Genomic DNA, 24,307 nt, shown 5'->3' with positions numbered 1-24,307 from the left:
CGCCTCAGGGCAGCCGGAAGCGGGTCTCCAGCAACGACGCCAGGCCGAACTGGTCGAGCAGCTCGCGCAGGCGTTCGGCCGCGCTGGCTTTGCGCTGGCCCGTGTGGCGCGCGATGATGAGCTCGTTCTTCATGCTGTGCTCCCATCCCACCAGTTCGGTCACGGTGACCTGGTAACCATGGGCTTCGAGGTACAGGCAACGCAGCACATTGGTGAGCTGGCTGCCGATTTCGCGCGTGTGCAGCGGATGGCGCCACAGCTCCGCCAGCGGCGTGCGCGAAAGCGCCAGCGCCTTGGTTTCGCGCAGGCAGGCGGCGACCTCGGCCTGGCAGCAAGGCACCAGCACCATGAAGCGGGCCTTCTTCGCCAGCCCGAAGGCGATCGCGTCGTCGGTGGCGGTGTCGCAGGCATGGAGCGCCGTCACGACATCGATGTGCGGCGGCAGTTCCGCCGCCGTCGCGGATTCGGCCACCGTGAGATTGAGGAAGGCCATCCGGTCGAAGCCCAGGCGTTCGGCCAGCGCCCGCGACTTCTGGACCAGGTCGGCCCGCGTCTCGATGCCGTACACACGGCCGGCCCCGCCCTGCTTGAAGAACAGGTCGTAGATGATGAAGCCGAGGTAGGACTTGCCGGCGCCATGGTCGGCCAGCGTGGCCTGGGCGCCCTCGCCGGGCAGCTCGCGCAGCAGCTTCTCGATGAACTGGAACAGGTGGTAGACCTGCTTGAGCTTGCGTCGCGAGTCCTGGTTGAGCCGGCCTTCGCGGGTGAGGATGTGAAGCTCCTTGAGCAACTCGACCGACTGGCCCGGCCGCAGCTCGCTCCGGACTTCGGCCTCGGCCCTGGACGCCTTCGCAGCCTTGTTCATCGCGCGCTCCCGGGCCCGACATCGAGCCTTTCCCAGCCGTCCGCGCCCAGATTCTCCAGCGTCTGGATGTTGCGGCCGAAGATCGCCTCGGCATCCGGAAAGGCATCGACCGCCCGGCTCACGCTGTCCTCGCGCAGCAGGTGCAGCGTGGGATAGGGTGCGCGATTGGTGCAGTTCGTGACGTCGCCGGCCTCGGTGCCGCCGAACTGGAAGCGCGGATGGAAGCTCGCCAGTTGCAGCAGCCCGTCGAAGCCTGCGCGCGCCAGGCGCCGCTCGGCGCGTGCCATGAAATCGTTGAAATCGAGAAAATCGGCCAAGGTGTTCGGTGCCATCAGAAGGGTCGTGTCGCGCTCGGAGGCGGCGCTGGCCGCGAGCGCCTCGGCTTCGAGGAGCATCGCATCGATCAGGCCGGATTCGTCGCTCGGCAAATAGGCAGCGTAGTGGATCTGGCCGCGCACGTGCACGGCCTTGGCGAAAGGGCACAGATTGAGCCCGATCACTGCGCGCTCGAGCCAGCGCCGGGTGTCGGCCTCGGCCTGCGAGGCCGAAATCGTCGCGTCGCTCCTCATGCGGCGCCCCTCCTGGAAGCAGGCTGCACAAGCCGGGCTGCGAGGGCCAGGCCCGCGAGCGAGCACGAAATGGTCACGATCCAGGTCCATTGCCAGCCGCCCACGCGGTGCGCGAGCCAGGCCACCATCGGGGGTGCCGCAAACTGGCCGAACGAGGAGGCCTGCTGCATCATGCCGACGGTCGTCGAGACGGTCGCAGGTCCGGGCGCCAGCCGCACACTCAGCATGAACAGGGTCGCCGGCACCATGCCGCCGCCGAGCGAAAACAGGCAGATCGCCAGATAGCGCAGCGCCGGCGGCAGACTCCACGCCGCTTCGGGCGCACCGATCCGGACGAAGGCCGCGACGCTGCCGAGCGCCATCACGACGAATCCCCAGCGCAGCAGCCGGACCGGCGCCACGCCTTGCTGGAGCAGCCGGCCGCCCACCACGTTGCCGATGATGTTCAGGCCGGCCGCGAGCGCGGTCAACCCCGCGTTCCAGCCGCTCGGCACGCCGGCATCGGCGTAGATCGCGGGCAGAAAACCGATCACTGCCATCCACTGGGACGAGTAGACCGCGAATGCCAGTGCCAGCGTCCACGGGCCTTCGGCGCTCACGGTGTCCCGCAGACGGATCGGCCAGCCTTCGGCCACGCGGGCGGCTCCAGGGTTGCGGCGCGCGGAATCGGCCGGCGCCGCCAGCGCCACCCAGACCGCGGCAGCCGCGGATGTCGTCGCCAGCGTCGACCACCAGCCCGGCCATCCGACCCAGGCGATCAGCGCCGGCCCCGACAGGAGCCCCAGCGCGACGCCGAGCGGCATGTAGGCGCCCCACAGTCCGATCGCGGCTTTTTCCGAACCGGCCGGCGCAATGGCGCGGATCAGCCCGGGCCCCGGCATCACGGCCAGCAGGAAGCCGACGCCTTCAAGCGCTCGAAGCGCGAGCAGCCAGGCGAAGGCCCGGGCCGGATCGTCGACCCAGGCGCCAACGCCGCCACCGAGCGCGCTCGCGAGGCTGAGCAGCGCCAGGCCGGTCAACATGCTGCGGCGAAGGCCGAGGGTGTCGGCCGCAAGACCGACGCCGAGACCGAGCGTCATGCCGGCGACCTGCACCAGCGACAGCAGAAATCCCGCCTGCACCAGGCCGATGCCCAGCGTCTGCTGCAGGGCCGGCACGGCCGGCGGCAGCTTGCCGATGTGCAGCGCGGCAGCGACACCGCCGGCGACGACCGCGAGGACCGCGACCGGAACCCTGGCGCCGCTCATTCGACCCACCGCTGCCCCGTGAGGCGTTCGTATTCCCGGATCGCGAACCGGTCGGTCATGCCGGCGATGTAGTCCGCCACGCCGCGATGGCGGTCGTCGCGCAAGGCGAAGGCTTCCGGCAATTCGGCGGCATCCGAGAGGTAGGCCGCAAACAGCGCCCGCACCACGTGCTGCGCCCGGTCGGCGGTCTGCGTCACCTGCGGATGGCGATAGAGGTTGCGGAACAGGAAGCGCTTGAGTTCGGTCGAATCCGCTCTCATGGTGGCGCTGAAAAGCACCAGCGGGTCGCTTCGGCGCACCGCGTCGGCGTCGGCCGGCGTGGTCGATTCCAGTGCGCTGCGGGTGGCGTCGATGACGTCGTAGACCTGGGCGCTGAGCATCCTGCGGATGGTTTCGTAGAGCAGGCGCCGTCCCTGCAGGCCGGGATGCTCGACCAGCGCCTCGCGCCGGTAGCGATCGAACAGCCCGACCTCGCCCACGTGCTCGATGCTGATCAGCCCCGAACGCACGCCGTCGTCGATGTCGTGCGCGTTGTAGGCGATTTCGTCCGCCAGGTTGCACAGCTGCGCCTCGAGCCCGGGCTGCGTGCGATCGATGAAGCGCCGCCCCACACCGCCCGGCTCCTCGGCCTCGATCCGCTCGGCATTGGCACGCGAGCAGTGCTTGAGGATCCCTTCGCGAGTCTCGAAGCTCAGGTTGAGGCCGTCGTATTGCGGATAGCGGTGCTCGAGCGCGTCGACCACGCGCAGGCTCTGGAGGTTGTGCTCGAAACCGCCGTGCGCCTGCATGCAGGCATCGAGGGCATCCTGGCCGGCATGGCCAAACGGCGTGTGGCCCAGGTCATGGGCCAGCGCGATCGCCTCGACCAGGTCCTCGTTGAGCCGGAGCGCCCGCGCGATCGAGCGGCCGAGCTGGGCGACTTCGAGCGAATGCGTGAGGCGGGTCCGGAACAGATCGCCTTCGTGGTTCAGGAACACCTGGGTCTTGTAGACCAGGCGCCGGAAGGCGGTCGAATGCACGATGCGGTCGCGGTCGCGCTGGAAGGCGTCGCGGGTCGGCGCCGGCGCCTCGGCGTGGCGCCGGCCGCGCGTGCGGGCCGGGTCGCTGGCGTAGGGCGCGAGGCTCATCGGTGCACCGCCCGGACGTTCAGGCGGTGGCGCATTGCGCCAGCACCTCGCGCACCATCGCATCGGGCGCGGCGCGCACGACCGCCGAACCGGGCTGGTCGATGACCACGAAACGGATCTCGCCGGCCTCCGACTTCTTGTCGACGCGCATCAGTTCGAGATAGCGCTCGACGCCGAGCGCAGGCGCGGCCACCGGCAGGCCGGCGCGACGGACCAGCGCGGTCAGCCGTTCGACGAAGAAGGCATCGATGCCGCCGAGTCGCTGGGACAGGTGCGCCGCCATGACCATGCCGCAGCCGACCGCCTCGCCGTGCAGCCACTCGCCGTAGCCGAGGCCCGACTCGATCGCGTGGCCGAAGGTATGGCCGAAATTGAGGATCGCGCGCAAACCGGCTTCTCGCTCGTCCTGGCCCACCACTTCGGCCTTGATTTCGCAGCTGCGCCTGACCGCGTGCGCCAGCGCGCCCGGTTCGCGGGCGACGAGCGCATCGATGTGGGCTTCGATCCAGGCCAGGAATTCCATGTCGTAGATCGGGCCGTACTTGATGACCTCCGCCAGCCCGGCGCTGAGCTCGCGCGGCGGCAGGGTCGCCAGCGTCGCCAGGTCGCACAGCACCAGCTGCGGCTGGTAGAAGGCGCCGATCATGTTCTTGCCCAGCGGGTGATTGATCGCGGTCTTGCCACCCACCGAGGAGTCGACCTGCGCCAGCAGCGTGGTCGGCACCTGCACGAATGGCACGCCGCGCATGTAGCTGGCGGCCGCGAAGCCGGTCATGTCGCCGACCACGCCCCCTCCCAGCGCGAACAGCACGGTCTTGCGGTCGGCGCCGCGGGCGAGCAGGGCGTCGAAGATCAGGTTCAGAGTCTGCCAGTCCTTGTGCGCCTCGCCGTCGGGCAGTTCGAGCACGTGCACCTGGCGGTAGCGGCCGGCCAGCGCCTCCCGCAGGGCTGCGGCATAGAGCGGCGCCACGGTGGTGTTGGTGACGATCAGGGCACTGGCAGCCGCCGGGACGGCAGCGAAATGGCGCGCATCGCCGAGCAGTCCGCTGCCGATCAGGATCTGGTAGCTGCGCTCGCCGAGCTGGATCTCGACGCGTTCGGGGGGGGCGATCAATGGCATCCCCCGAGTTTAGGTGCATGCCGAAGGGACCTCGCCCAGTCCGTCGGCGGCATGGCGAACCCGGAGGGCTTTCAGTCGAGCGGATGCCCGTTGTCGTCGGGCACCACGACCCCGGCAAGCTCGAGCTGCATCACGATGATGTTGACCACCGCCGCGATCGACGGCCGGCCGGTCTCGACCGTTTCATGGGCGGTCTCGCGATAGAGCGGATCGCGCGCGTCGTAGAGCTCGCGCAGCCGCCCCAGCGGGTCGGCCACCTGCAGCAAGGGACGCTTGACGTCGTGGCGCAGCCGGCGGAACAGGTCTTCGGGCAGCGAACGCAGGTAGAGGACGTGGAAATGCGCGCGCAGGACCTGCCGATTGGCCTCCCGCAGCACGCAGCCGCCACCGGTGGCCACCACGCCGTGGGGCGCCGCGGCGAGTTCGGCGATGACCGATTGTTCGAGATCCCGGAAGCTGGCCTCGCCTTCGCGCTCGAAATAGTCGCGGATCGAGCAGCCGATCCGCTCCTCGATCACGTGATCGCTGTCGACGAAAGGAAGCTGCAGGCGCTGCGCGAGGCGCCGGCCAATCGCGGATTTGCCGGCGCCGGGCAAGCCGACGAGTGCGACCGCCACGCGGTGCGGGGAACGCCGCGCGTCAGCGCGCGGCGTTGCGATCGGTAATCATCTTCGGGGTGATAAAGACGAGCATTTCAGTCTTGTTTGCAACGCGATTGCGCGTCCGGAACAGCGCCCCGAGATAGGGCACTTCACCGAGCACCGGGATGCGCGATTCGTCGTTGGATTCGGTGAGTTCGAAGATACCACCAATGACGACCGTGCCGCCGTTCTCGACCAGCACCTCGGTCTGCACGTGCTTCGTGTTGATCGCGTAGCCGGCCGTCGTGATCTGGCCGACCGTGTCCTTGGCGACGTCGAGCGTCAGGATGATGTTGCCCTCGGGCGTGATCTGCGGTGTGACCTCGAGCTTCAGGTTGGCCTTGCGGAAGGCGATCGAGGTGGCGCCGCTGGAGGTCGCGACCTGGTAGGGCAGCTCGGTGCCCTGCTCGATCAGCGCCTTGGTCTGGTCGGCGGTCACGACGCGAGGGCTCGACACCACCTTGCCCTTGCCGTCGGCTTCGAGCGCCGAGATCTCGAGGTTCAGCATGCGCGAGAAGGTCGAATTGAACAGCGAGATCGCGAAGGTGCCCGGCGCGTTGCCGTTGCCCGACACGCCCGTCGAAGGCAGGTTCACGAAGTTGGAGTTCGTGAAGGTGGTGATGGCCTGGGAGGGGTTGCCGTTCAGGCCGGGGGTGACGATCGGCATCACGCCGGCATTGCCGAAGACGTTGCTGCCGTTGACGGATCCGACCGAGCCGCCGGCGATACCGCCGCCGAGTTTCACGCCGAGCGACTTGCCGAAGGTGTCGGCGGCTTCGACGATGCGGGCCTCGATCAGCACCTGGCGCACCGGAATGTCCAGCTTCTGGATCAGTTCGGCCACCTGCACCAGCCGCGACGGAATGTCCGACACGAACAGCTGGTTGGTGCGGGCCTCGGCGATCACGCTGCCGCGCGGGCTCAGGATGCGGGTCGCGGTGCCGCTGCTGCCGCCGCCGCTGGAGGCGCCGGTGCCGGTCAGGCCCTGGGCGATCTGCAGCGCCTTGGTGTAGTTCAGCTGGAAGGACTGGGTGCGCAGCGGCTCCAGGTTCTGGATCGCGGCCTGGGCCTCGAACTCCATCTTTTCCTTGGCGTTGATCTCGTCCTTGGGCGCGATCCACAGCACGCTGCCGTTCTTGCGCATGCCCAGGTTCTTGGCCTGCAGGATGATGTCCAGCGCCTGGTCCCACGGCACGTCCTTCAGGCGCAGGGTCAGCGAACCGGTGACCGAGTCCGAGGTGACGATGTTGAAGTTCGTGAAGTCGGCGATGACCTGCAGCAGCGAGCGGACCTCGATGTTCTGGAAATTCAGCGACAGCTTCTCGCCGTTGTAGCCGGCACCCTGCGTCAGCTTGGTCGGGTCGATCTTGCGTGGGCGCACCTCGACCACGAACTGGTTCTCGCTCTGGTAGGCGCTGTGCTCCCATTCGCCGCGCGGCTCGATCACCATCCGCACGCGGTCGCCGACCTGCTGGGTGGTCACGAGTTGCACGGGGGTGCCGAAATCCGAGACGTCGAGCCGGCGGCGCAGCCCTTCGGGCAAGGTCGACTTGGTGAATTCGACCACCAGGCTCTTGCCCTGCTGGCGGATGTCCACCCCCACCTGGTTGTTGGCCAGGTCGACGATCACGCGGCCGGTGTTGTCGCTGCCGAGGCGGAAATCGACGTCGCGCAGCGGCAGCGTGTCGCGGTTGCGGTTCTCGGCGAAGGCCGCCGACGGTGCCGTACTGACCAGCGCGGCACCTGCCACCGGTTCGAGCGAGATCAGCAGCGACTTGCCCTGGATTTCGGTCTTGTAGGCGGTGGCCTGTTTCAGGTTCAGCACGAGGCGGGTGCGTTCGCCGGCCTGGACCACGTTGACCGAGCGCAGGTTGCCCTGGTTGACTTCGATCGCGTTGCGGCCGATGGCGTTCGTGACGCCCGGGAAATCGAGTGCGACGCGGGCCGGCGACTGGATCGCGAAACCGGCCGGCGCCGCGGCCAGCGGCTGGCTGAAATCGACCCGTACCACTTCGGCACCCGACTGCATCGAACTCGTGACGGATTCGATCGCGTTCTGCGCGTGCACGACGGCCGCCGCGCCGAACGCCACGACCGCCGCACCGGCCACGCGCAGCCAGTGCGCCAGCATAGATTTTTGTTGGTTCATTTCGACCTCTCTTGCAACTGCAGCGTCGCCACGCGTTCGATCCATTCACCGGCGGCGTCCTGCACGATTTCACGCAAGCCGAGTTCGGTTTCGCTGATACGGGTGATGCGCCCGTAATTGAGTCCCAGATAGTTGCCGACCCGCACCTGGTAGAGCAGCTTGTCGACGCTGATCAGCGCCACCGGCTGGCCGTTGCGGCTCAGGCTGCCCACCATCGCCATCGCGTCGAGCGGGAAGGCTTCCAGCGCTTCCTTGCGACGCGCCAGCTCGGGCGCGATCAGGCCCGAGGTGCTGGGCTGGGCCGAGTCGCGGCGCAGCGCCTGCGTCAGCTTCTGCATGTTGAAGGGGTCGACAGCCGCAGCCTCGGTGTAGGCCTGCGGGGTGAATTTTTTCGGCTCGGTGATCGGAGGCACGCTCGGCTTCACCTGCGCACGCTGCTCCGCCATCCAGCGCTGGAGGTCTTCCTGCTCGGAGCCGAAGCACCCGGTCAGGCCGACCGCCGCAACGGCAATCCATAGAAAGCTGAGCGTTCTCATTTCTTCTTCGCCCCCGCCGCGGCCGCCGCGCGCTTCTGCGCGGCCTGCTCTTCCTCGTCCAGGTAGCGGTAGGTCCGCGCCGTGGCATCCATGACCAGCACCCCGTCCTTCTGCGGCGCGATCCCGATGTTGTTGAGGGTCACGATCCGCGACAGGTTCGCGATGTCGGCGGCGAAGGCGCCCATGTCGTGGTACCGCCCGGTCACGCGGACGGCGATCGGGAGCTCGGCGTAGTAGTCCTTGACGGACACCTGGCCCGGGCGGAACAGCTCGAACTGCAGGCTGCGCCCGAGCCCGGCCTGGTTGATGTCCGACAGCAGGGCATCCATCTCGGCCTTGCTGGGCAGCTGCTTCTCGAGCAGCGTGACGTACTGCTGCACCTGCTCGCGCTGTTTCTTGAGCAGCTCGAGATTGGCGGCCTGGGCCACCTTCTTCTGGTAGTCCGCCCTGAGCGTGACTTCCTTGGCGCGCTCGGTTTCGAGCTCGTCGTTCGAGTTGGTGAGCCAGACGAACCACAGCGCCGCCAGCACCGCCGCGGCCACCGCGACGCACAGGGCGTAGCGCGGCACCGGCGGCCAGACCGACGGGTCATTGGGATTCAGGCCCTGGAACTGCTGGCCGAAGCGCCGCAGGGACAGCGCCAGGTCGAACCTCTCGGAAGGGCGTTTCGTTGCCATGCGCGCTTACCCCTTCGCCTTGACGGCCGCCGGCACGCCGGCGGCGGGTTTCTGGGCGTCGGTCGGCCGCTTGAGGCCGATGCGCATCCTGAAGTTCGCGACGCGCCGCTGGTCGCGCGGGCTCAGGTTCACCGTCGCCGAGGTGATCTCGATCAGTTCCGGCTTGACCAGCCACGGGCTGCTGTTGCCGAGGTTGCGCAGCAGCTCGGAGACCCGCTCGTTGGACTGCGCCATGCCTTGCAGCGTGACCGTCTGGTTTTCCTGCTTCATGCTCGTGATGTAGACGCCGTCGGGCAGTTGCCGCACCAGCTCGTTCAACAGGTGGACCGGCAGATTGCGGTCGCCCTGCAGGTCTTCGACCGCCGTCTGGCGCGCCCGCAAGGCGGCGATCTCGGCCTGGAGGGTGGAGATTTCCTTGATCTCGGCCTCGAGCTTGGTGATCTCGGTCTTCAGCAGGGAGTTCTTCGACTGCTGGCTCGAGATCTGGGCCTGGAACCAGAGGAAGGCGGCACCCGCGACGAGGAGGCCCAGCACGGCCGAGAAGCCCAGCGTGGCATAGAAGGTCTCGCGCCGGCGCTTGCGCGCGGCTTCCCGGTGCGGGAGCAGATTGATCAGGATCACTGCAGGAACCTCCGCATCGCCAGGCCGCAGGAAGTCAGGTAGGAAGGCGCCTCGCGCCGCACCTTCTTCTCGCGGATGCCGCTGCCGATCTCCATGCCGTCGAAGGGGTTCACCAGCGAGCAGGCAAAGGAGGTCTGGCGAGTGACCGCACTGGTGAGGCCGGGCAGCGCCGCCGACCCGCCGGCCAGCAGCACGTAGTCGACGCGGTTGTGCGGCGTGCTGGTAAAGAAGAACTGCAGCGCCCGGGCAATCTCCTGCGCGATGCTGGCCACGAAGGGCTTGAGCACGCCGGCGCCGTAGTCGTCGGGCAGGTCCCCGCTGCGCTTCTTGGCTTCGGCCTCTTCGGCCGAGAAACCATACTGGCGAACGATCAGCTGCGTCAGCTGGGCCCCACCGAAGGCCTGGTCGCGGTCGTACAGCACTTCCTGGTTGCGCAGCACCTGCATGCTGGTGGTGAAGGCGCCGACCTCGAACAGCGCAACCACCGCATCCCGGCCCTGGCCCGGAAGCTGTTCGATCAGGCGCGCCGTGGCGAGTCGCGACGCATACGATTCGACGTCCAGGATCACCGCCTTGAGGCCCGAGGCCTCGGCCAGGCCCTGGCGGTCCTGCACCTTTTCCTTGCGCGAAGCGGCGATCAGCACTTCGACGTCGCCGGCCGAAGTGGCGCTCTGGCCGATGACGCAGAAATCGAGACTGACTTCGTCCAGCGAGAACGGGATGTACTGGTTGGCCTCGGACTCGACCTGGATCTCGAGTTCCTGCTCGCTCATGCCACCCGGCAGCACGATCTTCTTGGTGATCACGGCCGAAGGCGGCAAGGCCAGGGCGACGTTCTTGGTGCGGGTGCCGCTCTTGCGAACGACGCGCCGCACGGCTTCCGCGACCTCGTCGAACTTCTCGACATTGCCGTCGGTGATCCAGCCGCGTTCGAGGGGCTCGATCGCACAGCGCTCGAGCACCAGCCTGCCGCTCGCGTCACGGCCCAGCTCGACCAGCTTGACGCTGGACGAACTGACGTCCAGCCCGAGCAAAGGCGCGGGCTGGCGGCGAAACAACGATCCGAGAGCAGTCAAGTTCGATCCCATCCGTTTGTAACGATTGGAAATAATTGCGAGTGGTTGCATGCTAGCAGCAAGGTGCAAGCCCAACCAAGCGTCCCATCCCCAGGGCGCGAGCAATCGTTGTCAAAAGTCGACGTGAATGCTGAGAACTGCAACTTGCGTCACAAATAAGAGTACTTGGGTCCTAACTGCTACCGTGACGCCGTCCTGCCCCGGCGCGTTTTTATAATGCGCTCAGACTCCAACCGCCTCAATGCCCGAAACCACTCGACCCAAAGGGCCTGCCAAGGCGCCCGTTCCCAAACGCCCGGCCTGGCTGACATGGTTGCTTCGCTTCATCCTCTGGGGCCTCGGGACGGTCGTGGCAGGGGCGGTCGCGCTGCTCTGCGTCATCGCGGTCGCGCTCGCGGTGGCCTACCCCAACCTGCCTGACATTTCCGAGCTCGCGGACTACCGGCCCAAGCTGCCGCTGCGGGTCTTTTCGGCCGAGGGAATCCTGATCGGCGAATTCGGCGAGGAACGCCGCAACCTGACCCCGATCGCGACCATCCCGAAGGTGATGAAGGACGCCGTGCTGGCGGCCGAGGACGCCCGCTTCTACGATCATGGCGGCGTCGACTACAAGGGCATGCTGCGGGCCGGCATCGCCAACATGAACCGCGCCAAGAGCCAGGGCGCTTCGACCATCACGATGCAGGTGGCGCGCAACGTCTACCTGAGCTCCGAGAAGACGCTGACCCGAAAGATCTACGAGGTGCTGCTGACCTTCAAGCTCGAGCACCTGCTGAGCAAGGACCAGATCTTCGAGATCTACCTGAACCAGATCTACCTCGGCAACCGCGCCTACGGGTTCGCCGCCGCCTCCGAGGCCTATTTCGGCAAGCCGCTGCAGGACATCACGATCGCCCAGGCGGCGATGCTGGCCGGCCTGCCGAAGGCGCCGGGCGCCAACAACCCGGTCAACAATCCGACGCGCGCGCGCGGACGTCAGCTCTACGTGATCGAGCGCATGCAGGAGGCCGGCTTCATCACGGCCGAGCAGGCCGAAGCCGCACGCAAGGAAGACCTGCACCTGCGCGATGCCGCCGATCCGACCCGCCTGCATGCCGAGTACGTGGCCGAGACGGTGCGCCAGTTGATGTACGCCCAGTACGGCGACAGCACCTACACGCGCGGGCTCAAGGTCTACACCACGCTGGTCGCCGCCGACCAGGCCGCGGCCTATCGCGCGCTGCGCCGCGGCATCATGGACTACGAGCGGCGCCAGATCTATCGCGGCCCCGAGAAGTTCGTCGACCTGCCGAACAATTCCAAGGAACTGGACGAGGCCGTGGACGACGCGCTGGCCGAGCATCCCGACAACGGCGACGTGATGTCGGCGGTGGTGCTGAAGGCGAACGCGAAGGAGATCCAGGCGGTGCGCGGCAACGGCGACGCGGTGCAGATCACCGGCGAAGGCCTGAAGCCGGCGCAGTCCGGACTCTCCGACAAGGCGCCGCCCAACATCAGGATCCGCCGCGGCGCGGTGATCCGGGTCGTGAAGACGCCCAAGGGCAGCTGGGAAATCACTCAATTGCCCGAAGTGGAAGGCGCCTTCGTGGCCATGGACCCGCGCGACGGCGCGGTCAAGGCCATGGTCGGCGGCTTCGACTTCGACAAGAACAAGTTCAACCACGTGACGCAGGCCTGGCGCCAGCCGGGCTCGAGCTTCAAGCCCTTCATCTATTCGGCCGCGCTCGAGAAGGGTTTCACGCCCAGCACCGTGATCAACGACGCGCCGCTGTTCTTCGATGCCGGCACCACCGGCGGCCAGCCCTGGGAGCCGAAGAACTACGACGGCACCTTCGAAGGCCCGATGCCGATGCGCCGGGCGCTGATGAAGTCGAAGAACATGGTGTCGATCCGCATCCTGCAATCGATCGGCACGCGCTACGCGCAGGACTGGATCACCAACTTCGGCTTCGAGCGCGAGAAGCACCCGGCCTACCTGCCGATGGCGCTGGGCGCCGGCTCGGTGACGCCGATGCAGATGGCGACCGCCTACTCGGTGTTTGCCAATGGCGGCTATCGCGTCAATCCGTACCTCGTGACGCGGGTGACCGACCACAAGGACAAGGTGCTGGTCGACAAGCAGCCGCCGCTGCTCAACGAGACCGTGCGCGCGGTGCCCCAGCGCAACGCCTTCCTGATGGCCAGCCTGCTGCAATCGGTGGCCAGCGGCGGCACCGCGGCCAAGGCGCAGGCGACGCTCAAGCGCACCGATATCTACGGCAAGACCGGCACCACCAACGATTCGCTCGACGCCTGGTTCGCGGGCTTCCAGCCGACCATGGCGGCGGTGGCCTGGATGGGCTACGACACCCCGCGCAAGCTCGGTGACCGCGAGACCGGCGGCGGGCTGAGCCTGCCGATCTGGATCAATTTCATGGAGACCGCGATCAAGGGCGTGCCGGTGGCCGAGGTGCCGACGCCGCCGGGCGTGGTGAATGTCGGCGGCGAGTGGTACTACGACGACTACGCACCGGGCCGCGGCGTCGCCGCCCTGGGCGTCGAGAGCGGGCCGACGCAGCCGGCGGAAGCGATTGCCGCGCCGCCGATCAGCGCGCCCGCGCCGGTCGAGGAACGCAGCCGCATCCTCGATCTATTCCGGAATTAGGCTCGCCTGCAACACCAGCGGCCCGGCAAAGCCGGTTCCGCGGTGTTTCACGAAGGGGCCTGGCTGCGCCGGCCGCGACTCAAGCTGCCAGGAATTCGAGCGGCTGGCCGGCTTGGCGCGTGGCTTCGCGCGACAGGTTGGCGAAGAACTCCTCGCGGGTCTTGGTGTCGACCCAGGCCTGGCCGTCGTGCCGGTAGTGGTAGCCGCCGGAACGGGCCGCGAGCCAGATCTCCTGCAGCGGCTTCTGCAGGTTGACGATCAACTGGCTGCCGTTGCGGAACGTGATCGTGATCATCCCCCCGACGCGCTGATTGTCGATGTCGACGTCGCTTTCGTCGTTGATTCGGTCGCAACTGCGCTCGATCGCTGCGAGCGCTGCTTCTGCGCGGTCCATGTACTCGGGGTCGGTCATTACAGTTTTTGGATCTCGCTGAGTGCCTTCATCAAGGCGGCCTTGGCGCGTTGGCCCTTTGGTGTTTCGAGGTCGATGCCTTCGATGACGGCTTCGATCGTCTCTGCTGCCACGTTGGTGCCTGCAACGTCGGCCAGCGCTGCCCTATCGGTTGGACTGCAACGTCGCGCGCCTGATTTCCATTGGCTGATGGTCGGCTGCGGCATGCCGAGTTGCTGAGCCAGCTTGTACTCGCTCCCCGCTATTGAAGCGGCTTTGGCGATTAAAGAATTCAACTGAGTCATGCTTATCACTCCTGATAACATTCGCCAATACATATCAATGTTGATAAGCGTTAGCACTTATAGCAATTCTGCCACTAGGAGCCGCCATGTCCAAGCCCGCACTTCAATTCGCCCTCCAGCTCGAAGCCGAGCCCTCGGAGCGTCCTGTTTGCTCGCCCTCGCTCAAGCTCGTGTCGTCTGGTGGCTTGGCGGCTCCGGTCGATGCGAGTGCGGGGGCGAGCATCCCCCTCGGTCGTCGCGCGGTGCACGCCGATGGCAATGCCCGCGTCCGTGCCCATCGTGCCAAGCTGGCCCGCCTGGACGTCTCCATCAAGCCCGAGATCGCCGACACCATCGGCGAGATTGCTGCGGCCCTGGACTGCTCGCGCAATGAGGTCATGAACAGCCTGGTGCGTTTCGCGTTGACCAATCGCAACTGGAAGCAAGTCGGTCTGTACGGCTCGAAGGGTTTGCAGTGACCTCAGGCGGAAAACGTTCAATGACCAATCCTGTTGGTGAGCCGAAGCATGGCAATCGCGAGATTGCGACCCTCCCCTTCGCCGGTGGCGGTGGTGTCTTCCAGCGCGGCCAGCATGGCTTCAATGATGAGGCTCTCCGTTCTGCTGATTTGTCCGTCGCTGAGGCTTTTCGCGCCCTCGCGAAGTTCTCGGATGATTTTCGGCGTGGCGCGTTCGTCGATGCTTCTAAGGCTCCTTCCGACGAGCATGCAAATGCTGACCGCGGCTGCGGTGTTGATCGTCGGTTCGAATCCTTGCGCGACGAAGTTTTCAGTCTCGGTTTTTCTACCCGTGCGGTGGACGTTGCTTTTCATCTTCTCTCCCGTTTGAGAGTCGGAGATTCTGCATGACTGCTGCCGAGAAGCTCGACTGGCGCCAACGCGCACGGCGCGTCCTCTCCGCGCCAGTCCCTGCATGCGTCCGCAGCGGCTCGGCGAACCTCAGCGCCCGCTACCGCGACGATGCCGCCGTCCTCTCGGCCTTCGTGCGTCGCGGCTCGGCGCAGAGCCTGGAACGCATCTCCATGGCCGTCCTGCGCCTCGAAGGCGTGCAGCGGGGTGTCCAGTGAGGCTCATCACCAAGCACGCCCTGGTGGGCTACGTGACGCCTCAGGGCCGTCCCTGCTGCCGCAACTGCACATTCATGACGGGCGAGGAAAACGGCTTGAACCAAGTGGTGTACTGGTCGTGCAGGAAGCACGGCTTCGAGGTTCGCACGGGCGGCATCTGCCGCGACCATCCGCGTGCAGCAGCTGGTGCTGTCGCTGCTTCCCCCGCTCGGGGCCCGCACCTGGTCGACCATGTGAAAGCGTCCCCAGTCCGGGGAGTGCACCAGGTCGTGGAGCCGGTGCATGTCGCGGCGATCTGGCCCGCTCGTCTTGACCAGGCGGAAGCATCCCCGGCTTGGGGAGATTTTGACCAGGTCTATCGCTATCCGGCGTTGCTGCCTCGCGATCCGGGTCGACGCGTTAGCGTGGTTGGCTGGCGCATCGGTGGTGAGTGCTGGTTTCAGCTGTGCCATGACGCCAAGGTGCGCATGACGGTCCTGCACGATGTGGAGGGTTACGCGTGAAGCCGTACGCCGAATGCGTCGCGGGGGGCACTGTGCAGCGGTTGATCCAGTCCGGCGCTGGCTTTCTGCCGCCGCTCGCGCCCGCCCCTTCCTTGCTGAGCGGAAGTCCCCTGGCGTGCAGCCAGGGCCTGCCTGTCGCTGCGGCTCGCAGAGACGTAGCCCGCTCCAGCTCGAAGAAACCGGCACGCGCCCTCAAGCCCTTGATTGCCTCGGGCGTTGTTTGGTACGCCGACCGTGGTGCACCGCGCGAGGGATCGTTAGTCGGCCAAGGGCCGATTGAGACATCTCCGATGACTCAACGCGAAGCGCCAGAGCCCGGTCCGCAGGACGCGCCCTCAGATTGCTTGCTCCAGTGCCTGTACATCGCCGACCGATGCGACCGGATGTGCGCGGGCTGCGAAGTCACGGCCCGGACAGGCGCGCGGCTGGACGGCAAGCGGAGCGCGGCCGGCCGCGCGCTGGACGGCGCTGTGAGCGAGTGCGAGAGCACCCCCGATGGTAATCACGGGGTACACCTACCAGGAGCCTTGAAATGACCCGCCCAAGCAAGTCCTCATTGGTTCTCGACGGCAACGTCATCAAGTACCGGCTCGAAGCCGAGCGGCTCGAAACCAAGTCGATGGTCCATGTCGACTGGCTGCGATTCTCGACCCGCCTGCGCTTCGCTCCGGCCTTCCTCACGGACGTCCAGCCGACGACAACAAGCATCTGGGATCAAGGCGCGCGATTGCCGGAACTCCTGCGCATCATCAACAGCCTGCCCGACTGCGATCGCAGCCCCGCTGGACAAGCAGCCGACCTCGCGGACCGCGTCTGCACACTGCTCGGTGTCGACTACGCCCGTGCCTCGATGCTCGGCAAAGGCCACGACTTCTACAAGCACCGCTGGCCCATCCTGCGCAACGGCCAGGAAGTCGGATGGGTCGGCTTCCTCGCCTCCAGCGACAGCCCGAAGCAACAGGGCCAGGCCGACAGCCTGCACGTCAACCTGTTCGGCTCTGCCTGCACCTTCGCGGACCAAGGCTGGCAAACCCGCTTCGCCGACCTGGTCGACGAACTGAACGCCGACATCACCCGCTGCGACCTGGCCGTCGATTTCTTCGACGGCTACACCGGCGGCATCGAGCGCGTCGTCGACGACTACAAAGCCGGCCTCTGCAATGTCGCAGGACGCAAGCCCAAGGTCCGCGATATCAACTTCATCAAGGGCCGCGAGCGCTCGCTGTACATCGGCTCCAAGGACGCCGGCAAAGAGACCAACGTCTACGAGAAGGGCCACCAGCTGTACGGCGAAGAGTCCGCCACCGAGTGGCTCAGATTCGAACTGCGCTACGGCAACAAGGTCCGCGTCATCTCCAGCGACATCTTGCGCCGCCCTGGTGACTTCTTCGCCGGTGCCAGCGAATGGCATGCCTCCGTCCTGCAAGAGGCCGGCCAGGTCGCATCTCCCGAGTTCATCGAGCGCATCCCACGCCTCGCCCTTATGACCGTCGAGGCCGAGTGCGAGCGCAACCTGCGCTGGCAGCTGACCACCGCAGCGGCAAGCATCTCCATCGCCTTCAAGCACCTCGGCCTCGATGAGTTCCTGGCACTCGTCTCATCCGTCGATCTGCCTGGTCGCCTGCGCAGCTTCAAGCAATCAGAACTGCTCGCCGGCTTCGCCTCGGCAGCCAAACGTTTACTGGTCTCGGAATCTTGCCCAGTTCCGGCGTGACCTTCTCAAGGGCCTAGGGAGTCAATCAAATGCGCGTCAACAGTGAAGTCATCGTCCATGCCGTCAAGGAATCGGCAGGCGAATTCGAAGGCCGAGCCTTCAGCAGCACCACCTTCCATTGCGAAGTGGACCTGAAGGAAAACGGTGCAGGCCGCTCCATCGGTCGCGTCACCCGCCCGTTCAAGCTCGGCGATGCCAAGGAGTTCGACAAGTGGGCGCACCTGGGCGGCGCGCTGCCCATCAAGGCCAATGCCGTGTTCGACATGGATGCGGCCCGCGAAGACGGCGTGAAACTCACGCTGGTCGAGATCAAGCCCATCGAGCGCGCAACCAAGGCTGCGGCCTGACAGCCATGCGCCTCATCGTCCAAAGCCTAGCAACCGGACGCTTTCTGGCGCCGTCCCTCTCGGACGGCCAGCCCGAATGGGTTCGCTCGCTTGCACAGGCAGGCGGTGGCGTCGTCGATGACGCAGAGCGCGCGGTGCAACTGGTGCATGACTGGGCCGACCTCGATGACCAGCCGGTGATCGTGGACCTCGATGTGCTCGGCACGACCGATGACACCGACGAGAACCAGCCGAATTTCGTTGCCGGCAACGGCGAGGGAGAGCATTGATGGACGACGCACTCGTCTTCTGGTCCGGCTTCCTGCTCTGCGGCCTCGTGGTAATGGGCGGTGAGCGGCTCAACGCTCACATCGAGATGCGGCTTCGCATCAGGGCAGCTCGTCGGCGTGCAGCGTTTCGCGCAGTGGAGGACTGCGCATTCTGAGTTTGTGATTTCAGCTGGTAGGGCATCAACGTCGCGAGACGCCGTGCCCCTCCAGGTGCAATCCCCATGTTGGGGAACACCTGTTCATCAACAGGAGTTTCTATGAACAAGTTCGCTCGCGTCATCCGTCCGCCCAAGGCCGCAGTCGGCGCTGCTCTCGCAACCATCGGCGCATCGTCGTTCGCCGCCGTGCCCGCCGAGGTCAGCACCGCGCTGACTGCTCTGCAGGCCGACGCGCTGACCGTCGCCGGCATCGTGCTCGCGGCCATCGTGGCCGTGTACGCCTTCAAGTTCATCCGCAAGGGCCTGTAAGGCGTCACGGATGCCGGCAGTTCTCCTGCCGCTCCTGGCTGAGATGGGCGTCAGCGCGACGTTCATCGCCGGTCTGGTGCTGGCCGCGCGGATTGCCGTGTTCGCTCACGCATTCATCAGGCGCGGTTTGTGATGGCCTTCCAGGTCGGATCAGCTTGCTATGGCACTGCGCTCGAAGCTGCCCAGGTGGCGGCTTCGAGCCAGATCGGGAGCCTCGTCGGCGGGGCGCCCTATTCCGTCAGCGTGTCCTCTGTCACTGCTGACGCGATCACCTTTGTCCTGTCGCCCATCGGTGGTGGCGCGGCAATCACACACGTTGCGCCCTTCGCAGCGCAGCCCTGCAACATGCTCCAGCTCGCGGACGGCGTGCAGATGGGCTGGCTTGTAGCGGGTGCCTGGATCGGCGCGTTTGCGCTGCTGTTCATCGCGAAAGCCCTTCGCGGTGAGACCGGGAACGACTATGGCAACACCTGACTTTTGGGCGGCCTTCATCGGCACGATTGGACTCGCATGGATCGTCGTTCAAAACTGGTAGCAGCGGCGCTGCTGCTGTGCGCTGGTGCGGCGCAAGCCTATGTATCGCCCTCCCCGCCTCCTGGCTTCGGCGGCAGTCCAGGCAACTGGACGTTTGCGCCCTCGTCCCCTGCTGACCAGTTGGGCAAGATCATGCGTGGCCCTGGTCCGAGCGTGGCGGGGTCAGGTCCGATCAGCGCGGCGTATCGCCTTGGTCCTGGTGCTGCTCGTGCCTTGGCGAAGGGTGTGATCGGTGGCGGTGTCGCCGGTGCCCTGCTTCTCGGTGGCCTATGGCTCGCTCAGAACTGCTTTGAAAAGCAAAACGACCAATGGGTTCGCACCTGTGGTCCCGCTGGCACGCCTCCGCCGCAGTCCACCTCAGGGCAGACGGCTGAATACGCCGTTTCAGGCGCGGTCATGGCCTACTGGCCGACGCAGGAGCTTGCATGTAAAGACCCTGGCTATCCTGCGGCATTCATGAAGGCTTATTCGGGGATGGTGGCTGTTACTAGCGTCACCTTTTTCGCGCCTGCTACTTGTCGCACGTTTTGGCGGCATTCGAACGGTAACAGCGGCTATTGGGATCAGGGCATTTCAGTCAGGGCGAAGCAGTGCCCTACCGGCTGGTATTACACGACGGCGGGGTGTATCCAAACCCTGCCTGTTGTTCCGGTCCCGCCTCAGGTGGTCGAGGATGAGATGGCTGAGAAGCCATTGCCGCAGAAGCTGCCACCCGGCATTCCTTACCCGCTCGATCCGGCTGCGCCCTCGATCTGGAATCCGACCATCGGTGATCCGCCCGTTACGCAACCGTTGCGCGTGCCTCAGGGCAACCCTCGTCCGGTCCCAAACACTAACCCGCAGAGGTACCGTCAGCCGGTCACCGATATCACGCATTCGCCGACATTGGACGATCCATGGCGCATGGACGTGCAACCAAAGGACATTGATTCAGATTCGCCGACTGGTCAGACCGGCCCGCAGACCATTACCAGCGGCGCTCCCTCCGGGACGCCAAAGGAGGACCCGCCTGACCTTTGCGAGACGAATCCCGACATCGTGGCGTGTCAAAAGCTCGGCAACCTCGATCCGCTCAACGTGCCGAATACCAATCGGCAGATGGGCATAGCGCCCGACACGGGCTATGGGCCGAGCTCGGCCAGTTGTCCGGCGCCCAAGACGGCAACGATCATGGGCAAGGTCTACACGTTCCCGTGGACTGTCTTCTGCGATTTCGCTTTGATGATCCGCCCGCTCTTGATTGGCTTCGCCTGGCTGTCCGCTGCGTTGACGTTTATGGGCTTGTCCCGGAAGGATTGAACATGGAAGGCATTGCCGAATGGCTTGCACGCATCACGTGGCCTCTGGTCACCCGCGTGCTGTCCGCCTTGGGCATGGGCACCATTACCTATGTCGGCGCGGATAGCGCGTTGACTGCGGCGCTCCAGCACGTCAAGGATGCGTTCACGGGCATCGCCGGTGAGATTGCCCAACTGCTTGCGATGGCCGGCTTCTTCGACGCCATGGCGATCATGTCCGGTGGCATCGTTTCTGGCCTGGCCTGGATGGTGTTGAAGCGCATGGCGCTGCAGACAGGGGGCGCAACGTGATCACGCTTATCACTGGCGCACCTGGCACCGGCAAGAGCAATGCGCTCGTGTCGTTGTTGGAGTCCATTGGCAAGGATCGGGCGCTCTATGTGTTCGGCATCCCCGAGCTGAAGATTTCGCATGAGCCGCTCGATGATCCGACTACCTGGCCGGACACTGTGCCGGATGGCTCTTGCATCGTCCTCGACGAAGTGCAAAACGTCTGGCGTCCGCGCGGGCCCGGCCAGAAGGTGCCCGAGCATGTCGCCAAGCTCGAAACGCACCGGCACCGCGGCCTCGATTTCTACATCATCACCCAGGGACCCAACCTTGTTGATTCCAACGTCCGCGCCCTTGTCGGCAGGCATGTGCATCTTCGCGATCTCGGCGTCTTGGGCCGCTGGTGGTATGAGTGGCCCGAGTGCGCGGACAACTGCCGCACGGCTTGGAAAAACGCGCCGATCAAGAAGCGGTATCGCCTCGATAAGGCTGCGCAGGCAAAGTACAAATCGGCTTCGATCCACGTCAAGCCTGTTCGCTCGGTGCCTTGGATGCTCGCGGTCATGGTCCTCGCCCTGGTCGTCGTCGCCGTGATGGGCTGGCGCAGCTATACGATGATTTCGGCCAAGATCAATCCGCCGAAGCCAGAGGAATCCGCGACCACGCTGGGCAGTTCGCCAACGTCGCACGGCGGCCATGTCGCCGCAGGTCCAAAGCTGATCGATGATCGGGTCGATTGGATTCCGCGAATCAGCTCGCGCCCCGAGACTGCGCCGGCCTATGACGAGCTGCGCAAGGTCGTTGCCATGCCTCGTATCGTCGGCGCGATGGTCATGGGCAAGCGTGTTCGCTGCGTCACACAGCAGGGCACTGATGCCGGCGTCACGGAAGCCGAGTGCCGCGCCTGGCTGGCCAATCCGCCTTTCGATCCCTACGCTGCGCCGGAAGCCAAACAGGCGGCAACACCCTCGCCTATCGAGAAAAGCGCGTCAGAGGCCGATGCGGGGCCTACGTTGACGCTGATTCAGGACGGAGCGCCCAAGCAGGCGGCGCCCGCAAAACGGTCGTGAGGTGATCCGTGGATTTGAGGCGTTTGGCGCTGCTGGTGCGGTGCTGGTATCTCCGCCTCAGGCTCGCATTTCGTTTCCGGTTACGTGATGAATCGGCGTGCGGCCAGGGCGAGGGTGCCTAGGTACCAGTGCGATGAGTTTTAGGGACCAGTTACTGCACAGGACACTGATTCGCGCGCAAGGCGGAATTGATGGCGACCGTCCGCTGCTGGTCGGGGTTGATCACTTCGGGCGGTTGCCACTGCCAGTTGGAGTAGCGCGATTCGATCTGCCGCCGCTCATTGGTGAGCTGCGCGCAGTACTGCAAGCGGTTGAATGATGGCGCTGAATCTTGGGCGCCGGCGACCGCTCGATCGCGGCTCCCCTTCGCCTGCTCGACCTGCTGGTCCCAGGGCACATCAGCTACGGATTCGATGCGCTCGATCAGTGCGCTGTGCTCGCGGCAATGCTGCTTCGCCCAGAACGTCGACCCGTTGTAGGCCTTGCAAAGGTAGATCGTCGCGGCGTCTGCCTGCCCAGCCGCGGCGAGAAGTGTGGCAATTGCAAGGCGATGCATCAGGGGTCCTATAAAGTGGTCAAAAAAATCAGGGACGGATCTCGTTAAATACAGTGCTTTACGGCTATGCGAGGGTCTCGACAGCGGAGCAAAACACAGCTGTACAGTTTGATGCCTTTCTCAAGGCGGGCATCTCAAACGTCTACGAGGAAAAGCGATCGGCCGTGAAGAAACGGCCAGTTTTGGAGCATGTTCTTTCCCGAATCGGACCGGGCGATACCTTGGTGGTCTACAAGATGGATCGGCTTGCTCGATCGCTGGTTCATCTGCTCAGCGTCCTGGCAATCCTCCAGGAACGATCGGCTGGGTTTCGGTCATTGACAGAGCCCATCGAAACGGAGACGCCGGCAGGACGCTTGTTCATGCAGATGCTCGGCTCTTTCGCCGAGTTTGAGCGCGCCCTCATCAGAGATCGTTGCTTGGCAGGCCAGGTCGCCGCGCGAGCGAGAGGGCAAATTTGGGGGCGACCTCGCACCTTGGCCCCTGCAGAGGAAGCCGAGGTGGTCGACATGTATCGCTCCGGGTTTTTCACCGTCGACCAAATTGCCGAAATGCTCGGGGTCAAGCGAGGTGCGGTGCGTGGCCCGCTCTGCCGGGCGGGGCTTCTGTCTGCCAAGTACCTTAGGTAGTAGCCTATCAACAGGCTCGCCTCAAGGGTAGATCGTGCTACGCCGTGAACCCAAGGTGAGCCTGCCGAGCGCGAGTTGGTCGGAGGTGGAAACGTCGCCAAAGTCGCGCATGTGGCAGGATTCGGCCAACGCATCCCTCCAATTCAACGTAATAGGCATGACCAGTCCTCGATTCCTCACCGCGAGTTCGGTTGCGATGGCGAGCTTGGCGGCAGCATCGGCGCACGCGCGCAGACGAGGCGGAGGCGGCGGTGGTGGCGAGGACCCATTTCCCTGGCTCACAGAGCTCATGATCTACATCTTCCTGGGCATGATCGCCTTGGCCGTCGTGGGCGCGGTATGGCGATATTTCACCCGACCCTCTGCCGCGGACCTGGCCAGGGAGCGGAGCATGAAACGCCACACTCGGAGACAAGAAAATGCATGGCGCGGGTCGCGGCGGTGATGGCTATGCTGCGGCAACAATCGGCCAGCAGCAGACATTCAGCCTGAGCTCTCAATGAACACCCTCGACCTCAAGTCGCCACACGATGGCGCCGTTCTTACACTTAGCATTGCTCGACGGACTGAAGCAGAGACAGAGTTTGAGGTCGCAGTGCGCACGCCTTGGTTTACTGGATGCGCGGGGACGTCTACCTATCACAGCGGGTCTCCGGCGAAGATGTTTGCAGCGATGGCCTCCGAATGGCGAGGATGGGCTGGGCAAAAGCAATGGCAAGACGTTGAGGGTGAGGTTAGTCTCAGCGCAACCGCCGACGCTACCGGCCATATCGAGCTCACCGTAGAAATGCGCAGGTCCTCCGAAGGCAGCCTGCTGAAGGTCATCGTTCAATATGAAGCGGGCCAGCTCGAGGACATGGCGCGAGCAGTCTCGGCTCTTTTTGACATGCCGTCGTCTTGTGCCTAGCAACATCACGATGCGGCCATGAGCCGCCACTCGGCAGTGTCAGTTTCCGACAGGTCTGTCATGATCAATCGGCTGCTGCTTTTGTCTGAAAGATACGCGATGTGAACCCAGCGTCAGGCACAGAAAAACTTAATGCCCACGCGAGTTTCGAGTTCGTGCGTGGAGCTGCGTTAGGGCGACAGTTCCCCGAATTACGGCGCAAGGCTGTCGCTCTATAACCAAGTTTGCGCCCAGTAACCACACCGAAGGGACCAGATGAAGCGACTTGCTTCTCCCACAGCCATCGCGCTATCGTTCCTTGCCGCGGCCTGCACCTCATCGCCGCCTTCCCTATCGGGCACATCCGGACGCTATTTGCAAGTACGAAATCCCATGAATGGGGTTGTATACGCACAGTTTGTGCTTCCAACTGCAGATGGATGTGCCATCGTCCTGAAGGCCGGGATTAAGAGCGATGAAGACCTCCACAAGTTTTCGCCGGCCTGCACCGAAAGCACGGCGTCTCACACACTTCCATTCCGTGCCACCCTTCGAAACAAAGCGGCCGGCTTCCTCTATGACCTTGAAACTGAATCGCTTGCCTATTGCACCGAATTCCTCAGCGGCATGCTAAGGGGGAGCAATAGAGAGAATGTTGAGGTCGTCGCCTCTTGCAAGAGTAAATGACACTGTGTACCCATTACGGTCAAGCCGATCCGCTCCGGGCTGCG

32 protein-coding genes are annotated in these 24,307 nt (G+C 65.1%); 17 read left to right on the top strand and 15 right to left on the bottom strand.

Annotated features, from left to right (window positions below):
- Positions 1-4: 4 nt before the first annotated feature.
- The 11 genes from AC1DYD_RS00435 to AC1DYD_RS00385 form a co-directional block, all read right to left on the bottom strand.
- Positions 5-865 (bottom strand): class I SAM-dependent methyltransferase, encoded by an 861-nt coding sequence (locus tag AC1DYD_RS00435; protein WP_478170777.1) that lies wholly within the window; start codon positions 863-865, stop codon positions 5-7.
- Positions 862-1,434 carry a DUF1415 domain-containing protein gene (locus AC1DYD_RS00430; protein ID WP_478170776.1) on the bottom strand — a complete coding sequence of 191 codons (573 nt, stop codon included), beginning with the start codon at positions 1,432-1,434 and terminating at the stop codon, positions 862-864. Before AC1DYD_RS00430 ends, AC1DYD_RS00435 begins: the two co-directional genes overlap by 4 nt.
- Positions 1,431-2,681: an MFS transporter gene (locus AC1DYD_RS00425; RefSeq protein WP_478170775.1), complete on the bottom strand. Its 1,251-nt coding sequence runs from the start codon at positions 2,679-2,681 to the stop codon at positions 1,431-1,433. Before AC1DYD_RS00425 ends, AC1DYD_RS00430 begins: the two co-directional genes overlap by 4 nt.
- A complete protein-coding gene (locus AC1DYD_RS00420) occupies positions 2,678-3,808 on the bottom strand; it encodes a deoxyguanosinetriphosphate triphosphohydrolase (RefSeq protein WP_478170774.1) in 1,131 nt (376 codons plus the stop codon). Before AC1DYD_RS00420 ends, AC1DYD_RS00425 begins: the two co-directional genes overlap by 4 nt.
- A gap of 19 nt (positions 3,809-3,827) precedes the next feature.
- Positions 3,828-4,928 (bottom strand): 3-dehydroquinate synthase, encoded by a 1,101-nt coding sequence (gene aroB / locus AC1DYD_RS00415; RefSeq protein WP_478170773.1) that lies wholly within the window; start codon positions 4,926-4,928, stop codon positions 3,828-3,830.
- Positions 4,929-4,999: 71 nt separating this feature from the next.
- A complete protein-coding gene (locus AC1DYD_RS00410; protein WP_478170772.1) occupies positions 5,000-5,545 on the bottom strand; it encodes a shikimate kinase in 546 nt (181 codons plus the stop codon).
- 22 nt (positions 5,546-5,567) lie between these two features.
- Positions 5,568-7,718 (bottom strand): type IV pilus secretin PilQ, encoded by a 2,151-nt coding sequence (locus AC1DYD_RS00405; protein WP_478170771.1) that lies wholly within the window; start codon positions 7,716-7,718, stop codon positions 5,568-5,570.
- A complete protein-coding gene (locus AC1DYD_RS00400; RefSeq protein WP_478170770.1) occupies positions 7,715-8,254 on the bottom strand; it encodes a pilus assembly protein PilP in 540 nt (179 codons plus the stop codon). The genes AC1DYD_RS00405 and AC1DYD_RS00400 overlap by 4 nt, the downstream gene beginning before the upstream one ends.
- Positions 8,251-8,931, bottom strand: coding sequence for a type IV pilus inner membrane component PilO (locus AC1DYD_RS00395; RefSeq protein ID WP_478170769.1), 681 nt, complete (start codon positions 8,929-8,931; stop codon positions 8,251-8,253). The genes AC1DYD_RS00400 and AC1DYD_RS00395 overlap by 4 nt, the downstream gene beginning before the upstream one ends.
- Positions 8,932-8,937: 6 nt before the next feature.
- On the bottom strand, positions 8,938-9,552 hold the full coding sequence (locus tag AC1DYD_RS00390) for a PilN domain-containing protein (RefSeq protein ID WP_478170768.1): 615 nt from the start codon (positions 9,550-9,552) through the stop codon (positions 8,938-8,940).
- Positions 9,549-10,628: a pilus assembly protein PilM gene (locus AC1DYD_RS00385; RefSeq protein WP_478170767.1), complete on the bottom strand. Its 1,080-nt coding sequence runs from the start codon at positions 10,626-10,628 to the stop codon at positions 9,549-9,551. The genes AC1DYD_RS00390 and AC1DYD_RS00385 overlap by 4 nt, the downstream gene beginning before the upstream one ends.
- Before the next feature lie 241 nt (positions 10,629-10,869).
- Between AC1DYD_RS00385 and AC1DYD_RS00380 the strand changes: the two genes are divergently transcribed.
- A complete protein-coding gene (locus tag AC1DYD_RS00380; protein ID WP_478170766.1) occupies positions 10,870-13,272 on the top strand; it encodes a penicillin-binding protein 1A in 2,403 nt (800 codons plus the stop codon).
- Between the two features lie 79 nt (positions 13,273-13,351).
- Here AC1DYD_RS00380 and cyaY read toward each other — a convergent pair whose 3' ends face one another.
- Both cyaY and AC1DYD_RS00370 read right to left on the bottom strand, forming a co-directional pair.
- Positions 13,352-13,684 carry an iron donor protein CyaY gene (gene cyaY / locus AC1DYD_RS00375; protein ID WP_478170765.1) on the bottom strand — a complete coding sequence of 111 codons (333 nt, stop codon included), beginning with the start codon at positions 13,682-13,684 and terminating at the stop codon, positions 13,352-13,354.
- Entirely contained in the window at positions 13,684-13,968 is a 285-nt protein-coding gene (locus AC1DYD_RS00370; RefSeq protein ID WP_478170764.1) for a hypothetical protein, read from the bottom strand. Before AC1DYD_RS00370 ends, cyaY begins: the two co-directional genes overlap by 1 nt.
- Before the next feature lie 86 nt (positions 13,969-14,054).
- Between AC1DYD_RS00370 and AC1DYD_RS00365 the strand changes: the two genes are divergently transcribed.
- Entirely contained in the window at positions 14,055-14,426 is a 372-nt protein-coding gene (locus AC1DYD_RS00365; protein ID WP_478170763.1) for a hypothetical protein, read from the top strand.
- A 17-nt stretch (positions 14,427-14,443) separates the two neighbouring features.
- On the opposite strand, the gene AC1DYD_RS00360 is transcribed toward AC1DYD_RS00365, so the two are convergent.
- A complete protein-coding gene (locus AC1DYD_RS00360) occupies positions 14,444-14,779 on the bottom strand; it encodes a hypothetical protein (protein ID WP_478170762.1) in 336 nt (111 codons plus the stop codon).
- A gap of 32 nt (positions 14,780-14,811) precedes the next feature.
- Here AC1DYD_RS00360 and AC1DYD_RS00355 point away from each other — a divergent pair, with 32 nt between their 5' ends.
- The 12 genes from AC1DYD_RS00355 to AC1DYD_RS00300 all read left to right on the top strand — a co-directional run bounded on the left by AC1DYD_RS00355 (position 14,812) and on the right by AC1DYD_RS00300 (position 21,505).
- Entirely contained in the window at positions 14,812-15,033 is a 222-nt protein-coding gene (locus AC1DYD_RS00355; protein WP_478170761.1) for a hypothetical protein, read from the top strand.
- Complete coding sequence (locus tag AC1DYD_RS00350) at positions 15,030-15,536, top strand: hypothetical protein (protein ID WP_478170760.1); 507 nt, start codon at positions 15,030-15,032, stop codon at positions 15,534-15,536. Before AC1DYD_RS00355 ends, AC1DYD_RS00350 begins: the two co-directional genes overlap by 4 nt.
- A gap of 532 nt (positions 15,537-16,068) precedes the next feature.
- A complete protein-coding gene (locus AC1DYD_RS00345; protein WP_478170759.1) occupies positions 16,069-17,250 on the top strand; it encodes a replication initiation factor domain-containing protein in 1,182 nt (393 codons plus the stop codon).
- Between the two features lie 29 nt (positions 17,251-17,279).
- Positions 17,280-17,597 carry a hypothetical protein gene (locus tag AC1DYD_RS00340; protein WP_478170758.1) on the top strand — a complete coding sequence of 106 codons (318 nt, stop codon included), beginning with the start codon at positions 17,280-17,282 and terminating at the stop codon, positions 17,595-17,597.
- Between the two features lie 5 nt (positions 17,598-17,602).
- The gene (locus tag AC1DYD_RS00335; RefSeq protein WP_478170757.1) at positions 17,603-17,866 is read left to right on the top strand and encodes a hypothetical protein; all 264 of its coding nucleotides are present in this window, start codon (positions 17,603-17,605) and stop codon (positions 17,864-17,866) included.
- A complete protein-coding gene (locus tag AC1DYD_RS00330) occupies positions 17,866-18,021 on the top strand; it encodes a hypothetical protein (RefSeq protein ID WP_478170756.1) in 156 nt (51 codons plus the stop codon). The genes AC1DYD_RS00335 and AC1DYD_RS00330 overlap by 1 nt, the downstream gene beginning before the upstream one ends.
- 102 nt (positions 18,022-18,123) lie before the next feature.
- Positions 18,124-18,333, top strand: a complete 210-nt coding sequence (locus tag AC1DYD_RS00325) for a major capsid protein (RefSeq protein ID WP_478170755.1) — start codon at positions 18,124-18,126, stop codon at positions 18,331-18,333.
- Positions 18,334-18,343: 10 nt separating this feature from the next.
- A complete protein-coding gene (locus AC1DYD_RS00320; protein WP_478170754.1) occupies positions 18,344-18,466 on the top strand; it encodes a hypothetical protein in 123 nt (40 codons plus the stop codon).
- Complete coding sequence (locus AC1DYD_RS00315; protein WP_478170753.1) at positions 18,466-18,807, top strand: hypothetical protein; 342 nt, start codon at positions 18,466-18,468, stop codon at positions 18,805-18,807. The genes AC1DYD_RS00320 and AC1DYD_RS00315 overlap by 1 nt, the downstream gene beginning before the upstream one ends.
- A gap of 36 nt (positions 18,808-18,843) precedes the next feature.
- Positions 18,844-20,166: a virulence factor TspB C-terminal domain-related protein gene (locus AC1DYD_RS00310; RefSeq protein ID WP_478170752.1), complete on the top strand. Its 1,323-nt coding sequence runs from the start codon at positions 18,844-18,846 to the stop codon at positions 20,164-20,166.
- 2 nt (positions 20,167-20,168) lie between these two features.
- The gene (locus AC1DYD_RS00305; RefSeq protein ID WP_478170751.1) at positions 20,169-20,456 is read left to right on the top strand and encodes a DUF2523 domain-containing protein; all 288 of its coding nucleotides are present in this window, start codon (positions 20,169-20,171) and stop codon (positions 20,454-20,456) included.
- Positions 20,453-21,505 carry a zonular occludens toxin domain-containing protein gene (locus AC1DYD_RS00300; RefSeq protein ID WP_478170750.1) on the top strand — a complete coding sequence of 351 codons (1,053 nt, stop codon included), beginning with the start codon at positions 20,453-20,455 and terminating at the stop codon, positions 21,503-21,505. Before AC1DYD_RS00305 ends, AC1DYD_RS00300 begins: the two co-directional genes overlap by 4 nt.
- Before the next feature lie 151 nt (positions 21,506-21,656).
- Here AC1DYD_RS00300 and AC1DYD_RS00295 read toward each other — a convergent pair whose 3' ends face one another.
- Complete coding sequence (locus AC1DYD_RS00295; RefSeq protein WP_478170749.1) at positions 21,657-22,061, bottom strand: hypothetical protein; 405 nt, start codon at positions 22,059-22,061, stop codon at positions 21,657-21,659.
- Between the two features lie 53 nt (positions 22,062-22,114).
- On the opposite strand from AC1DYD_RS00295, the gene AC1DYD_RS00290 reads away from it, so the two are divergent.
- From AC1DYD_RS00290 to AC1DYD_RS00280, 3 genes are all read left to right on the top strand, one after another.
- Positions 22,115-22,690 carry a recombinase family protein gene (locus AC1DYD_RS00290; protein ID WP_478170748.1) on the top strand — a complete coding sequence of 192 codons (576 nt, stop codon included), beginning with the start codon at positions 22,115-22,117 and terminating at the stop codon, positions 22,688-22,690.
- A gap of 499 nt (positions 22,691-23,189) precedes the next feature.
- On the top strand, positions 23,190-23,597 hold the full coding sequence (locus AC1DYD_RS00285) for a DUF6228 family protein (RefSeq protein WP_478170747.1): 408 nt from the start codon (positions 23,190-23,192) through the stop codon (positions 23,595-23,597).
- A gap of 372 nt (positions 23,598-23,969) precedes the next feature.
- Positions 23,970-24,263: a hypothetical protein gene (locus AC1DYD_RS00280; RefSeq protein ID WP_478170746.1), complete on the top strand. Its 294-nt coding sequence runs from the start codon at positions 23,970-23,972 to the stop codon at positions 24,261-24,263.
- Positions 24,264-24,307: the final 44 nt, after the last annotated feature.

This window comes from Variovorax sp. P4_B11, from assembly GCF_056402355.1.
The sequence above is the reverse complement of the archived record's forward strand: the minus strand, read 5'-3'. Positions and strand labels throughout refer to the sequence as shown.